This is a genomic window from Bradyrhizobium ferriligni, assembly GCF_056837965.1.
Map to the genome: position 1 here is coordinate 14,170 of NZ_JBXEJO010000083.1, position 13,243 is coordinate 27,412.

14 protein-coding genes are annotated in these 13,243 nt (G+C 65.4%); 11 read left to right on the forward strand and 3 right to left on the reverse strand.

Translation table 11 applies throughout. The features are described from left to right. Positions 1-18: 18 nt before the first annotated feature. The gene (locus tag AC1VNY_RS35645) at positions 19-1,089 is read right to left on the reverse strand and encodes a sensor histidine kinase (RefSeq protein ID WP_482408674.1); all 1,071 of its coding nucleotides are present in this window, start codon (positions 1,087-1,089) and stop codon (positions 19-21) included. 137 nt (positions 1,090-1,226) lie between these two features. Here AC1VNY_RS35645 and AC1VNY_RS35650 point away from each other — a divergent pair, with 137 nt between their 5' ends. From AC1VNY_RS35650 to AC1VNY_RS35670, 5 genes are all read left to right on the forward strand, one after another. Continuing rightward, positions 1,227-1,652 (forward strand): hypothetical protein, encoded by a 426-nt coding sequence (locus AC1VNY_RS35650; protein WP_482408675.1) that lies wholly within the window; start codon positions 1,227-1,229, stop codon positions 1,650-1,652. A gap of 224 nt (positions 1,653-1,876) precedes the next feature. Then, complete coding sequence (locus AC1VNY_RS35655; RefSeq protein WP_028340417.1) at positions 1,877-2,329, forward strand: MarR family winged helix-turn-helix transcriptional regulator; 453 nt, start codon at positions 1,877-1,879, stop codon at positions 2,327-2,329. A gap of 40 nt (positions 2,330-2,369) precedes the next feature. Further along, positions 2,370-2,972 carry an isochorismatase family protein gene (locus AC1VNY_RS35660; RefSeq protein WP_482408676.1) on the forward strand — a complete coding sequence of 201 codons (603 nt, stop codon included), beginning with the start codon at positions 2,370-2,372 and terminating at the stop codon, positions 2,970-2,972. Beyond that, positions 2,959-3,288: a hypothetical protein gene (locus AC1VNY_RS35665; protein WP_016848133.1), complete on the forward strand. Its 330-nt coding sequence runs from the start codon at positions 2,959-2,961 to the stop codon at positions 3,286-3,288. Before AC1VNY_RS35660 ends, AC1VNY_RS35665 begins: the two co-directional genes overlap by 14 nt. Further along, entirely contained in the window at positions 3,285-4,547 is a 1,263-nt protein-coding gene (locus AC1VNY_RS35670; protein WP_482408677.1) for an MFS transporter, read from the forward strand. The genes AC1VNY_RS35665 and AC1VNY_RS35670 overlap by 4 nt, the downstream gene beginning before the upstream one ends. Positions 4,548-4,610: 63 nt before the next feature. On the opposite strand, the gene AC1VNY_RS35675 is transcribed toward AC1VNY_RS35670, so the two are convergent. Further along, positions 4,611-4,787 carry an MJ0042-type zinc finger domain-containing protein gene (locus tag AC1VNY_RS35675; protein WP_311986722.1) on the reverse strand — a complete coding sequence of 59 codons (177 nt, stop codon included), beginning with the start codon at positions 4,785-4,787 and terminating at the stop codon, positions 4,611-4,613. Positions 4,788-5,179: 392 nt separating this feature from the next. Here AC1VNY_RS35675 and AC1VNY_RS35680 point away from each other — a divergent pair, with 392 nt between their 5' ends. From AC1VNY_RS35680 to AC1VNY_RS35705, 6 genes are all read left to right on the forward strand, one after another. Further along, a complete protein-coding gene (locus tag AC1VNY_RS35680) occupies positions 5,180-5,887 on the forward strand; it encodes a TetR/AcrR family transcriptional regulator (protein WP_482408696.1) in 708 nt (235 codons plus the stop codon). A gap of 19 nt (positions 5,888-5,906) precedes the next feature. Beyond that, positions 5,907-6,878 (forward strand): ABC transporter permease, encoded by a 972-nt coding sequence (locus tag AC1VNY_RS35685; protein ID WP_482408678.1) that lies wholly within the window; start codon positions 5,907-5,909, stop codon positions 6,876-6,878. 42 nt (positions 6,879-6,920) lie between these two features. Further along, positions 6,921-7,937, forward strand: a complete 1,017-nt coding sequence (locus AC1VNY_RS35690; RefSeq protein WP_482408679.1) for a sugar ABC transporter substrate-binding protein — start codon at positions 6,921-6,923, stop codon at positions 7,935-7,937. 77 nt (positions 7,938-8,014) lie between these two features. Further along, complete coding sequence (locus tag AC1VNY_RS35695) at positions 8,015-10,138, forward strand: ABC transporter permease (RefSeq protein ID WP_482408680.1); 2,124 nt, start codon at positions 8,015-8,017, stop codon at positions 10,136-10,138. Then, positions 10,135-11,232, forward strand: a complete 1,098-nt coding sequence (locus AC1VNY_RS35700; RefSeq protein WP_482408681.1) for an SMP-30/gluconolactonase/LRE family protein — start codon at positions 10,135-10,137, stop codon at positions 11,230-11,232. The genes AC1VNY_RS35695 and AC1VNY_RS35700 overlap by 4 nt, the downstream gene beginning before the upstream one ends. Continuing rightward, a complete protein-coding gene (locus AC1VNY_RS35705; RefSeq protein ID WP_482408682.1) occupies positions 11,229-12,725 on the forward strand; it encodes a sugar ABC transporter ATP-binding protein in 1,497 nt (498 codons plus the stop codon). Before AC1VNY_RS35700 ends, AC1VNY_RS35705 begins: the two co-directional genes overlap by 4 nt. A gap of 111 nt (positions 12,726-12,836) precedes the next feature. On the opposite strand, the gene AC1VNY_RS35710 is transcribed toward AC1VNY_RS35705, so the two are convergent. Next, the gene (locus tag AC1VNY_RS35710) at positions 12,837-13,211 is read right to left on the reverse strand and encodes a hypothetical protein (RefSeq protein WP_482408683.1); all 375 of its coding nucleotides are present in this window, start codon (positions 13,209-13,211) and stop codon (positions 12,837-12,839) included. Between the last annotated feature and the right edge of the window lie 32 nt (positions 13,212-13,243).

Consider the following 13,243-nt stretch of genomic DNA (forward strand, 5'->3'; position numbering starts at 1 on the left):
GAATGCGCGGCAACGAATTCAATCGGCCAGCACGCCGGCAGACGCTGCCGGCGGCACCGCCACGGGGAGCGAGATCCGGACCAGCGTTCCCTGCCCGGGCGCGCTCTCCACCGCGCAGCTACCGCCGACAAGTTCAGCAAATTCGGCCATTCCAATCAATCCGAAATGTCCTGGCGTCGGGACCGCGAGATCGAAGCCGCGGCCGTCATCGCGGATCTCGACAATCAGCTTGCGGCCGACCGCGGCCGGTTCGTCGAAGGCGTGAAAGGAGACGCGGCGCGCCTGCGCATGCGTCTGAACATTGCGCAGTGCCTCGCTGAGAATGCGCTGAACCGTCAAGCCACAATCGCGCAAGCCGGGGCGCGCCGCTTCGTCGATCTGGATCGACACCCTGACGCCGCTGCGTGCGGCGAAGTCGCTGAGCAGCCCCTCGACGTCGGGATCGAGCTTCAGATCGTCGGGCGTCCGCAGGCGATCGATGGCTTCGCGGGCGCGGTTCAGGCCGCTCGCGGCCGCATCTTCAGCGGTCGCAAGGCTGTCCGCCACACGGCCGGGATCGGCCGACAGATAATGCCGGATCAGCCGGATCTGGGTCAGCAGCGCCACGATCGAGTGCACCAGCGTATCGTGCAGATCGCGCGCCAGCCGCAGCCGCGTCCGCGCCAGCGAGGCAAAGCGCACCTCCGCGCTCGCCGCCTCGAGTTGCTGCTCCATCAGGCGCCGGGCGCGGCGCTCGCTGCCGAGCAGCGTTTCGACCTGACGGCCGGCAAAATCCGGCATGGCGATGACGAAGTAATGCGACTGCGCGCCGTTCCACAGCACGACCGCCGTCATCGGCTGCGTGATGTCAGGCGACGCGCCACGCACACCGGCCAGCGCAATCATGTCCCGCTGGCCTCCGGCAAGCGCCGCCAGCTCGGCTTCCATGCCGACCAGCAACACACACTCGCAGCAATCGACGCCGGTTGCGGGAAGCCACTCGACCAGCCGGCCGATCTTCCGCTGCATGCTTCGATCGGCGCCGATGACGGCGAGACCGATGACGTCGGCTTCTGCGGCCGCAAGCAAATCCGCGCTCAGATCGATCATGCGTTGCCCATTAGCTCAGCGAGCAGCCCACTCTGGCGTAAGCCGGCGGCGGTCGCAAACGAATATGACTTTCGTCACAACCGGTCCTGACCTTCGTCAGATGCCGCCGCTGCTCGAAATGCGGTTCTGTCTCACGAATGAGCAACAGCGCAAGCCATGATGTGCCACATGCCGGCGTCCATGGCGATGCCGGCCGGGCGCCGGGCCTCGCGGAAGGTCGCGCCAGTCGGCCGGAATGTGAGCTGACAATGAAGGGCGCACCACGGAAACCGTCGGGCATCGAGCTGCGCATGCTGGCGGAAGCAAGCAAACCCGCGCGGCGCCGGCGCCTGAGCGCAACCCAGAAGATGGCATTGCAGGAAGCGCTCGCCGGCCGCCTGCAGCTCTATCCGCGCGGATATGCCGCGAGCAAGACCGGACCGTTCCACTCCCGACGCGCCATTCTCGGACTGGTGCGCGCCGGCCTGATGAGCCTCAGCGCAACGACGCGCTATGCGGCCGTGACCAGGCGCGCGCGCGAGATGTACGAGGCCGCGGCAAGCAGCGACGCTGCGCCCGAGTAAGCGCGCGCGCCATTGCGCTGAGGCGCTCGAAGCCCTCACCATCCATTTCATTTCTCCGCTGAGGCTTGGCCCGCGTCACATGCGCGCGGACGCTCTCGGATGCCGCGCCGATTCCGGCCGCGAGTAGCGTCAGACCAGCCGGTTGGCTGCAGCAAGGCACGTATGCAGATAAACTGCGAAGTTAATCTTTACAGTTTACCTTCATATGTATTATCCGATCCGGCATGAGCAATGTACCGGCCCGTCCCGGCTCGGCGCGCACATCCGCGCTGGCCGAAGATCTTCGCCTGTTGATTGGAACGCTGAAGCGGCGGCTTCGCGAGCAGGGGCAGCGCGAGGACCTACCGCCTTCCCAGGTCGCGGTGCTGCTTCGCCTCGAAAAGGACGGCCCTGCGACCGTGTCCAGCCTGGCGCGATCGGAGGGCATGCGTCCGCAGTCGATGAGTTCGGCGATATCGGCGCTCGAGGCTGCGGGCCTGGTCCGCGGCGCGCCGGATCCGGACGACGGCCGGCAAACCATCATGTCTCTCACCGATAGCTGCCGCGAGCGGCTGCGCACCGGCCGCGCCGCGCGGCAGGACTGGCTGTCGCGCACCATCGCCGCGCGGCTGTCGGCGCGGGAGCAGGACGAACTCGCCGCCGCCGTCGGCTTGCTGAAGCGGCTGGTCGAGGATTGAGCCGGCTGCACTGCGACAGTTTGCGAGAAAGGTAACGACCATGGCCCTGACGACGCTCGATCCGATCACCGCGTTGATCGTCATCGATCTACAAAGCGGCCTCATGGGCTGGCCCTTCGCCCATCCGATCGGCGACATCGTGGCTCGCGCCGCCGCGCTTGGCGCTGCTTTCCGGCGGCGCGGTCTGCCGGTCGCGCTGGTGAATGTCGACGGCAGCTCGCCGGGACGAACCGAGCAGGCGCCGCGCCATGGAAATCCAATTGGAAATCCATTCGGCGGCCCGCTTCCCGACGGATGGACCGATCTCATTCCGGAGCTCGACCGACAGCCCGGCGACATCGTGGTGACCAAGCGAACGCGAGGCGCATTTGCCAGCACCGACCTCGAAAGCCTGCTGAGAGCGCGCGGTGTCACGCAAGTCGTGATCGCCGGCGTCGCCACCGCCGGCGGCGTCGAATCGACGGCAAGACAGGCCTATGAAGCGGGCTTCAACGTCACGCTCGCGATCGACGCCATGACCGATGCGCGGCCGAACGCGCATGCCTACAGCGTCGAGCACGTGTTCCCACGGCTCGGCGAAACCGGCTCGACGCAGGCGATCATCGATCTCGTTGAAAGGACCAACGCGCATGAACTGGCTTGACCTCGTCGCCTATTTCTTCGGCGGTGCCTTTCTCACCAATGCGATCCCCCACGTCGTCGCCGGCATGATGGGCGAAGCGTTCCAGAGCCCGTTCGCCAAGCCGCCCGGCGAAGGCCTGTCCTCATCGACCGTCAACATCGTGTGGGGCTTCTTCAACCTCGCGGTCGGATATCTCCTGGTCTGCCGCGTCGGCGACTTCGGCTTGCGAACCACCAGCGACGTCGCAGCGCTCGGTCTCGGCGGCCTGCTGATCGGCCTGTTCCTGGCGCGGCGGTTCGGGCGGTTTCACGGCGGGAATGAACCTCAGAGAACATGAGACGCGTATTTCGATCGCTCGCGAGCTTCAACTACCGGGTCTGGGCGGCCGGCGCGCTGGTATCCAACATCGGCACCTGGATGCAGCGCGCAGCGCAGGACTGGCTCGTTCTCACCCAGCTGACAAATCACAGCGCGTCCGCCGTCGGCATCGTGATGGCGCTGCAATTCGGGCCACAACTATTATTGATGCCGTGGACCGGCTTTGCCGCCGATCACTTCAACCAGCGCAAGCTATTGATGGCGACCCAGGCGACGATGGGCGCGCTCGCACTCATCCTCGGCCTTCTCACCGTCACCGGGCTGGTACAGCTCTGGCATGTCTATACCTTCGCGTTCCTGTTCGGCTGCGCGGCAGCGCTCGATGCTCCCGTGCGGCAGACCTTCGTCGCCGAGCTGGTCAGCGATACCAATTTGTCGAATGCGATCGCGCTGAACTCGACCTCGTTCAACGCCGCGCGCATGATCGGCCCGGCCGTTGCCGGCCTCATCATCGCCTCCGTCGGCACCGGCTGGGCATTCCTGTTCAACGGCGCCTCGTTCCTGGCGGTGCTGACGTCGCTGACCCTGTTGCGCACCTCCGAGTTGCGTCCGAACGCGCGCGCCCATCGCACCAAGGGCAGCGTGATGCAGGGCTTCCATTATGTCTGGTCCCGGCCCGATCTCAGGGCGACGCTGATCATGCTGTTCCTGATCGGGACCTTCGGACTGAACTTTCCGATCTTCATCTCCACCATGGCGGTCGGCGTGTTCCACACCGATGCGCGCGGCTTCGGCCTGCTGTCGTCGATGATGGCGCTCGGAACGATGTCGGGCGCGCTGCTGGCCGCGAGCCGCGAGGAGCCGCGCTTCGGCTCGCTGATGCTGGGCGCCGCGATCTTCGGGTTGGGCTGCACGCTCGCCGCATTGGCGCCGGGCTATTGGCTGTTCGCCGCGGCGCTGGTCGTGATCGGCGTCGCCGCGCTGACCGTCACCAACACCTCGAACGCGCTGATGCAGCTCTCGACCGAGCCGGCGATGCGCGGACGGGTGATGGCGCTGCGGCTCGGCGTTGCGCTCGGCGGCACGCCGATCGGCGCACCGATCGTCGGCTGGGTCGCCGATCACCTCGGCCCGCGCTGGGCGCTCGGCGTCGGCGCCGCCGCCGGCTTTGCCGCCGCGATTGTCGCGATCGGCATGCTGTCCCGATCGGGCAGCGAAGCCGAGCGCCGCAGCCAGGAGGCGCGAAGGAGCGAGGTCAACCTGCCGCAGCAGCGTTGATCGTGGCGCCACCGACCGGCGCTCCTGTGTTTGGACGCGCGTCTGTCACGCGAACCGAAAACGCTAATAAGCGTAGGACGGCTTGCCCGGCTGCACGGTCAGCCGAAAGGCGACATCGGTCGAACCATCCATCAGCTCGATGATGTGGTCGCACACCAGGCAACGAAACTCACCAGCGACGCCGCCCTTCGACGTCAATTCGATCCGGCGATAGCCGGCCTGGCAATGGGGGCACGTCACGTCAGATTTTCGCATCGAATCAGCAAGCCGTTGCGCTCTCGAGTTTCCCACACGCCCATGATCGGAAATGTGACGGCCGTCTAACCGGCGTGCTGGTCGACGAGAGCGCCGGGAATTTGTGCTGTGCTTTCAGCGCGAAAAGTTCCCGACGATGGCCGGAACGACGCCGAGCCCAAGCTGGCAACACGGCCGCGAACCCAAAAAACGAGCGAGCGCTCTCTCAGAAAATTTCATCATCCCCCTTTTCCGGGCGCCATTTCGTGGGCTAGGAATTACGCAAGGGCGTAAAGCCCAGCCCGGACCAGCAACAAAATGAAATGGTCCGGGAGCATAGCCAGGGAGGCAACGTGGGTCTCGCGCGTCAGCGACCGGGGACGGCGAATGCGTTCGCGATGGACGTGCTTTGCGCACGCATCCTCGAACGTCACCGCGATTCCATCCGGGTCCAGAAAACCCATCTCGCCGTTCCGAATCTCACGCGCATCATCGGCGCCACACTCACGCTTTCCAACAAGCACGGCTTTCACGCCACCACGCTGCGCCAGCTCGCGGAGGCCTCGGGCCTCAGCATGGGCGGCCTTTATACGTATTTCGACAGCAAGCCGACGCTGCTGTCGATGATCCTCGGCGAGGTCGCCGAGACGGTGGCGGAGGTCCTCAACTCGCCGCCCGCCGACGTGAAGCAGGATGCGCGCAAGCATCTGCACTGGATCATCGCGACCCATGTCCGGATGAGCGAGGCGATGCAGCCCTGGTTCGTGTTCTGCTTCATGGAAGCGAAGTCGTTTCCACCCGCGGAGCGCCAGCGCGCCATCGAGATGGAGGTGATGACCGAGAAGATCATCGCCGGCGTCCTCAAGCAGGGTGTCGCCAGCGGCGTCTTTGCGATCGACCAGGTCACGCTGACGGCATCGCTGATCAAGCCGCTACTGCAGGACTGGTACGTCAAACGCGCGAAGTACCGCAGACGCGGCACCTCGATCGAAACCTACATCAACGTCGTCGGCGCGTTCGTCGATGCCGCGGTCGCAGCCAGGACGCGGCCCGGCCGCGTCGTGACCGGCGCCCGCACAAGATCCAGGCAGACGGCGCACCCATAGCCGCAGGAAGGACGAGGCAATGAAGCGATTGCGGTTCAATCAACAGGAGATCGTCTTCGCCGTCTTTGCCGTGCTGTTCCTGGCGTTCTCGATTTTCCTGCGCGGCTTCCTGACGCCGGAGAACATGCTCACGCTGCTGCAGAACGTCGCGGTGCTCGGCATCCTCGGGCTTGCGATGGCGATCGTCGTGATCGGGCGCGGCATCGACATCTCGCTGATCGCAGCGCTCGCGGTGCCGCCGGGGCTCGTGCTGCAGATGGTGCAGAACGGCCACTCGCTGCCGACCGCGCTGATGACGGCCGTGCTGCTCACGATCGCCTTCGGCCTCGTCAATGGCTGGCTGATCGCCTATGCCGAGGTCCCTTCGCTGTTTGCGACGCTGGCGACCGGCCTGCTGCTCGCCGGCCTCGGGCAGGCCGCGCTGTTTCAGCTCGACGTCGTGCAGTGGAGCGACGGCATGAAGGGCTTCGAGCGACTCGGACAAGGCACCATTTCAGGCATACCGACCTCGATCGTGATGTTCGCGATCGCCTGCGTCGTGGTCGCGTTCCTGCTGCGCCAGACACGCTGGGGCGCCTATATCTACGCGATCGGCGATAATCCCTACGCGGCCCGCGTCACCGGCATCCCCTCGCGCCCGATCATCGTGCTGCAATATGTCGTCGCGGCGCTGATCGGCTGCTTCGCGGGCCTGGTGATGGCGGCATCGGTCAACTCGATGCCGACCCGCATCTTCAATTCGACCCTGATCTACGACGTCATCCTCGTCGTCGTGCTCGGCGGCATCGGCCTGTCGGGCGGCCGCGGCGGCGTGCACAACGTCATCATCGGCACGCTGCTGATCGGCACCATGCTGAACGGCATGACCATCATGGACATTTCCTACGCCGGACAAAACCTCGTCAAGGGTGTCGTCCTGCTGCTCGCCGTCATCACGGATTCGTTCCTGAATCCGCGCAACGAAGAAACGGCACAGCAGGGCGACATCTGAACCAAGCCACAAGAACATTCAATCACGACCAAGGAGGAAGCAATGAAATACGCTGTCAGGACTGCAAAGGTGATCGCCGCAACGCTCGGGCTTGCCGCCATCGCCGCCCCGGCTCTGGCCCAGCAGGGCCTGGACGAGCCGTTCCAGAAGCCGTTCAGGGAAGCCCTCGCCGGCAAGACGGTGGCCTACGTTCCGGTCGCCATGAACTTCGATCTCACCGAAGGCTGGTACGCCGGCATGAAGAAGGAGCTCGAGCCCTTCGGCGTGAAGTTCGAGATCCGCGATCCCAACTGGAACACCAATGCCGGCGCGCAGGCGGTGACCTCGCTGATCTCGGAGAAGCCGGCTGTGATGGTGATCCACAATCCGGACGTGCAGACCTACGCCAAGTTGCTGCAGCGCGCCGAGAACGAAGGCATCTACGTCATCCAGATCAACATGGGGTCGGCCTATCGCTCTTCGGCCTTCGTCGGCGCCAACTGGATCGAGATCGGCGAGCGGGACACCGAGGCCGTGGTGAAGGCCTGCCAGGGCAAGTCGAACAAGATCGCCATCGTGCAGGGCGCGCTCTCGGCGGCCGCCAGCGCCTACACGCTCAAGGGCGTCGAGAACGTGCTCGCCAAGCATCCGGAGATCAAGGTGGTCTCGAGCCAGGCGGCCGACTGGGACGCCGCGAAGGCCAAGGCGATCACCCAGACCGTGCTGAAGCAGAATCCCGATCTTTGCGGCATCGTCGGCTTCTGGGACGGCATGGACATCGGCACCGCCGCTGCGGTGAAGGAAGCCGGCCTGACCGGCAAGGTGTTCGTCGCGACCTCCGGCGGCGGCGAGCGCAAGGGCGCCTGCGAGCTCGTGAAGTCGGGCGCGTTCGATCTCAACATGAGCTACGACGTGCCGACCCAGGCCGCGCAGATGGCCGGCACGATCAAATGGCTGCTGTCGTCGGGCGCCAAGGCCGGCTCGATCAAGGGTTCGGAATACACGACGCTGATACCGATCACCAAGGAGAATGCGGACAGCCAGACCGCGTGCTGGAATCTCAGCGACCTGAAGAAATAGTCCGGCCATTCCCGCTCGACGTCCCGGGCGATTTCACCCCGGGACGTCGATCTTCCCAAATCGAACGCCTTGCTGGAATGCCGATGCGCGACACCCTGACGAGCCTGCGTTACCGCTACTGGCCGGATCATCTTCTCGGCGAGATCCTGTCCAAGCGTTGGACCGAGACCGCAATACCGGTGATCCTGCTTTTGATCGTCGGCTTCGCGCTCAGCCGTTCCATCGATCACTTCCTGTCGCCGTCGAGCCTCGCCGACACCGCGCGGCAGGCCGGCGAGATCGGCTTCATCGGCCTCGGCATGGCGCTGGTCGTCATCGTCGGCGGCATCGATCTGTCGGTCGGCTCGATCTTCGCGCTGACGGATTTCTGCGCGCTTTATCTGCTCGACGTGCTGAACTGGCCGGTTCCCGCAGTGGTGGTCGCCACCCTCATCTGCGGTGCACTGCTCGGCGCCGTCAACGGCGTCCTGATCGGCTATTTGCGGCTCCGCGCCTTCATCACCACGCTGATCACCCTGATCATCTACCGCTCGGCGTTCGATCTGTTGATCCAGCGCTACTCCAATTCGATCGCCGCGGCCTTCCCCGACATCCCGTCCTGGAATTTCATCGGCGGCGGCGACGTGTTCGGCATTCCGAGCGTCGCCTTGGTCTACATCGCGATCGCGATCTTCGGCCATATCTTCATGACGCGGCTGCGCCCGGGCTGGCACATCACCGCGATCGGCGGCTCGCGCCGTTCGGCCTACAATTCCGGCATTCCGGTCCGCCGCACTATCGCGCTCTGCTATGTCGCAAGCGGCGTGCTGACCAGCATCGCCGCGCTGTTCTTCGCGGCCCGGCTCGGCACCGTCGGCGGCGACATCGGCGTCGGCCTCGAGGTGATCGTGCTGACCGCGACCGTGCTGGGCGGCATCACGCTCGGCGGCGGCAAGGGCTCGGTCGCCAAATCGCTGGTCGGCGTGCTGATCGTGCTCCTGATCACCAACGGCCTGACCACGCTCAACGCACGCGGCGGCATCAACCGCATGGCGCTGGCGGGCATCCTGCTGGTCGCCGCGATGGTCGACATCCGCTGGCAGAAGAACCGCACCCGCATCATCAGCAAGGTCTATGTCGCGCCGACCTATCACGCGCTGCCGCCGCCGCCGGCCACCGAGATCGGCCAGGGCGGCCCGTTCGAGCAGAACGACAAGCTGCGCGACGTCGAACTGATCGGCCTCGGCCGCATCGAGGCGCCGGAGGACGTGATCCTCGATCGCAACAACAATCTCTACGCCGGCTCGCGCCATGGCGACATCATCCGCTTCCATGCGCCCGATTATCAGCGCATGGAGGTGTTCGCCCATATCGGAGGTCAGCCGCTCGGCATGGCGTTCGACCGGCAGGACAATCTCTATGTCTGCATCGGCGGCATGGGCCTTTACCGCATCACGCCCGACGGCACCGTGGAGAAGGCGACCGACGAGACCAACCGCAGCATGCATTCGGTGAACGACGACAGCCGCCTGCGACTGGCCGACGACCTCGACATCACCGACGATGGCCTGATCTTCTTCTCGGAAGCCACCGTGCGCTACGAGATGGACGAATGGCCGATCGACGGCCTCGAGGCGCGCGGCAACGGCCGCATCATCTGCTACGACACCAAGACCGGCGCGACGCATACGGCGCTGCGGGGCCTCAAATTTCCCAACGGCATCTGCGTCGCCAGCGACGGGGTGTCGATCCTGTTCGCCGAGACCTTCGGCTGCTCGATCAAGCGGCTGTGGTTCGCGGGGCCGAAGAAGGGCCAGGTCGAGGTGGTGATGGACAATCTGCCGGGCTATCCTGATAACATCAACCTCGCCTCCGACGGCAATTACTGGCTGGCGCTGGTCGGCATGCGCAGCCCCTCGCTCGACCTTGCCTGGAAGATGCCGGGCTTCCGCCGCCGCATGGCCAAGCGCGTCCCGGTCGACGAATGGCTGTTCCCGAACATCAACACCGGCTGCGTGGTCAAGTTCAACGAACAGGGCAAGATCCTTGAATCGTTCTGGGACCTGCGCGGCGAGAACCATCCAATGATCACCTCGATGCGCGAGCATCGCGGTTATCTCTATCTCGGCGGCATCATGAACAACCGGATCGGCCGCTACAAGCTGGAGAACGCGGACCCGAACTTCGTGCAGTATGACAAACGCTGGGGGAAGCTGTCGTGATCGCGGCCGTCAGGGAATTCGCCAACCGCTTTCTCGGCCGCGGCGAGGCCACCATCACCGTGCCGTCGTTCGACGGCGCGCTCAAGCCGAATCAAAAACTGGAGACGGCGACCACCTTGCTGGAATGCGAGGCACTAGAGGATCTCGCAACCGACGGCCGCAACCTCTATGTCGCCGACGGCCGGCGCCTGCTGCGCCTCGACGGCGGCGGGGCGGCCGAGCTGCGCCGCTTCGAGCAGCCGATTTCGGCGCTCTGCGCGCTCACCGGCGGCGGCATCGCGGTCGCGCTCGGCGGCCGCGAGGTGCGCCTCTATACTAATCCCTCGTCGGGCGAGCCGAGCGTGACGTTCAGCGACGCCGCCTTCAACGCGATCAACGCGCTGACGCAGGCCGGCGACGGGACCCTGATCGCAACCGACGGCTCGGCGACCTGCGGCATCGATGATTGGGTCCGCGACCTGATGGAGCTCAACCGGAGCGGCCGCGTGTTCCGGCTCGACCCCAGGACCAGGTCGGTGCAGCCGCTGGCCTCGAAGCTCGGCTACGCCTTCGGCGCCTGCGCACGCGGCGACGGCGTGTTGGTCAGCGAGAGCTGGCGGCATCGTCTCGTCCTCGTCTCCAATGGAAGGCCGCCGCAGGTCGTGCTCGGTCATTTGCCCGTCTATCCGTCGCGGCTGTCGAAGGCCGCGGGCGGAGGCTATTGGCTCACCGCATTCACCGCGCGCACCCAGCTGATCGAGTTCGTGCTGCGCGAGCCGGCCTACCGGCGTCGCATGATGGCCGAGATCGACCCGACCTATTGGGTGGCGCCGCGGCTGCGCTCGGGGTTCTCGTTCAAGGAGCCGATGCAGGGCGCCCACATCAAGACGATGGGCGTGATCAAGCCGTGGGCGCCGCCGCGCTCCTATGGCCTCGTCATCCGGCTGAGCGAGGACGGCAAGCCGCTATATTCGCTGCACAGCCGGGTCGACGGCGTCAATCACGGCATCGTCGCGGCGCTCGAGCTGGGCGGCGACCTTGTGCTGATCGCCAAGGGACCGGGTCGCGTGCTGAAACTGCCCCTCGGCGGGCTCGCAGAGGAGGTCGGCTCATGAGCGACACCGTGCTTTCCCTGCGCAAGGCCACCAAGCTTTACGCCGGCGTGCCCGCCATCGAGGGCGTCGACTTCGATCTGCGCCGCGGCGAGATCCACGCGCTGGTCGGCGAGAACGGCGCCGGCAAGTCGACGCTGACCAAGGTGATGGCCGGCGTCGTGACGTTGACGTCCGGCGGCATGAGTGTCGATGGCGCGGAGGTCGCGCCGCGGACGCCGCTCGAGGCCCGCAATCTCGGCATCGCCATGGTGTTCCAGGAGAACAGCCTGGTGCCGACCATGACGGTCGCGCAGAATCTGTTTCTCGGGCAGGAGAAATTCTACAACCGGCTGCGCGGCATCTACATCGCCGCCCAGCAATTCCTGCAATCGCTGAATTTCGACGTGACGCCGACCGCGACCGTCAGCGGACTCGGCGCCGCAAAGAAGCAGATGGTGGAGATCGCGCGCGCGGTTCTGCACAAGGCCAAGGTCATCATCTTCGACGAGCCGACCGCGTCGCTGACGCCGGAAGAGAAGAAGTATTTCTTCGACCTGGTCCGGGACCTCAAGAAGCGCGGCGTCTCGATCATCTTCATCTCGCACGCGCTGGAAGAGGCTCTGCTGCTCGCCGACCGCATCACCGTGTTGCGCGACGGCAAGCACGTCATCACCGACGACGCCGCGAAATTCGATCGCGCTGCGATTGTGCAGGCGATGGTCGGGCGCGACCTCTCCAACACGCTCTATGGCGCGCGGAAGACCAGCGTCCGGCCGGCAGGGGCGCGCGTGCTCACGGTGCAAAACCTCAAGATGGCGCCGATGGTGAAGAACAATTCGCTGTCGGTGTTCGCCGGGCAGATCACCGGCGTGTTCGGCCTGGTCGGCGCGGGCCGCACCGAGACCTTCAAGATCGTATCCGGCGTGTTGAAACGCGACTTCTTCCACGGCGGCGAGATCCTGCTGCACGACAAGCCGGTGCGCTACCGGGTTCCGGCGCCGGCGGTCAAGGCCGGCATCGCCTATGTGACCGAGGATCGCAAGGTCGAGGGCTTCTTCGAGACCGCCTCGATCGCCCGCAACATCTATCTCGGCCTGCTTTCCAAGTTTCCCGGGGGTCGCATGATGTTGTCGCGGCGCGAGACCAATTCGGTCGGCAAGACCTGGACCCAGCGCCTCAAGGTTCGCGCCATCGGCGACGAGGCCAAGGTGGTCGAGCTGTCAGGCGGCAACCAGCAGAAGGTGGTGATCGCCAAATCGCTGGTGCAGGAGCCCGAGCTGATCATCTTCGATGAGCCGGCCCGCGGCGTCGACGTCGGCGCCATCGTCGAGATCCACGAGCTGATCAACCAGCTCGCCGACGAGGGCAAGGCGGTGGTGGTGATCTCGTCCTATCTGCCCGAGATCATGGCGCTGTCCGACCGCATCCTGGTCTCGCGCCAGGGCAAGGTGGTCGAGGAATTCTCCGCGCTCGAAGCCACCGAGGAGAAGATCATGTACGCGGCGATTCATTGATGTCGCAGCGGACGTGCGTCACGGCCAGCTCGCCGCACGCAGCGCATTCGTGCAGGCATCGCTCAAGCAGGTGCGGTGCGGGAAGCCGCCTGCTGCGATCCCGGTCGCGTGCTACTTTGGTCCGACCGTTCCAGTCACCTTCAGTCTCGCCGACCTCACCCAACCCGAGACATCGTTGCCCGTCCCCGGATTGAGGTACATCACCGACGACCAGCCATCATTGGTTTGCGCATACGCGATCAGTGCGTCATTTGGAATGACGAACACCCCGCGGATCGGACAGTGCAGGTTCGGCGCCGAGTAGAATTGCAGCCGTCCCGTGCCCGTCACCACATTGGCCAGCGGCGGCGACAGCATCGGGACGCGGCTGGTGCCGGTCTGCGGCTCCTTGCAGTTCGACGGCGTCTGCGCGCGCACGGTCGCCCCCGGAGTCCCCAGGATCAGGGCACACCAGACCATGCAGGCGACGACGAACCTGTCCGACATCACTGATCCTCCTGATTTCGCCCGTTGCGGCA

Excerpts from the sequence above, each read along its gene's own strand:
- AC1VNY_RS35705 (WP_482408682.1), top strand. The coding sequence starts at position 11,229 with ATGAGCGACACCGTGCTTTCCCTGCGCAAGGCCACCAAGCTTTACGCC.
- AC1VNY_RS35690 (WP_482408679.1), top strand. The coding sequence starts at position 6,921 with ATGAAATACGCTGTCAGGACTGCAAAGGTGATCGCCGCAACGCTCGGG.
- AC1VNY_RS35660 (WP_482408676.1), top strand. The coding sequence starts at position 2,370 with ATGGCCCTGACGACGCTCGATCCGATCACCGCGTTGATCGTCATCGAT.
- AC1VNY_RS35680 (WP_482408696.1), top strand. The coding sequence starts at position 5,180 with ATGGACGTGCTTTGCGCACGCATCCTCGAACGTCACCGCGATTCCATC.
- AC1VNY_RS35665 (WP_016848133.1), top strand. The coding sequence starts at position 2,959 with ATGAACTGGCTTGACCTCGTCGCCTATTTCTTCGGCGGTGCCTTTCTC.
- AC1VNY_RS35695 (WP_482408680.1), top strand. The coding sequence starts at position 8,015 with ATGCCGATGCGCGACACCCTGACGAGCCTGCGTTACCGCTACTGGCCG.
- AC1VNY_RS35710 (WP_482408683.1), bottom strand. The coding sequence starts at position 13,211 with ATGTCGGACAGGTTCGTCGTCGCCTGCATGGTCTGGTGTGCCCTGATC.
- AC1VNY_RS35645 (WP_482408674.1), bottom strand. The coding sequence starts at position 1,089 with ATGATCGATCTGAGCGCGGATTTGCTTGCGGCCGCAGAAGCCGACGTC.
- AC1VNY_RS35670 (WP_482408677.1), top strand. The coding sequence starts at position 3,285 with ATGAGACGCGTATTTCGATCGCTCGCGAGCTTCAACTACCGGGTCTGG.
- AC1VNY_RS35650 (WP_482408675.1), top strand. The coding sequence starts at position 1,227 with ATGAGCAACAGCGCAAGCCATGATGTGCCACATGCCGGCGTCCATGGC.
- AC1VNY_RS35655 (WP_028340417.1), top strand. The coding sequence starts at position 1,877 with ATGAGCAATGTACCGGCCCGTCCCGGCTCGGCGCGCACATCCGCGCTG.
- AC1VNY_RS35685 (WP_482408678.1), top strand. The coding sequence starts at position 5,907 with ATGAAGCGATTGCGGTTCAATCAACAGGAGATCGTCTTCGCCGTCTTT.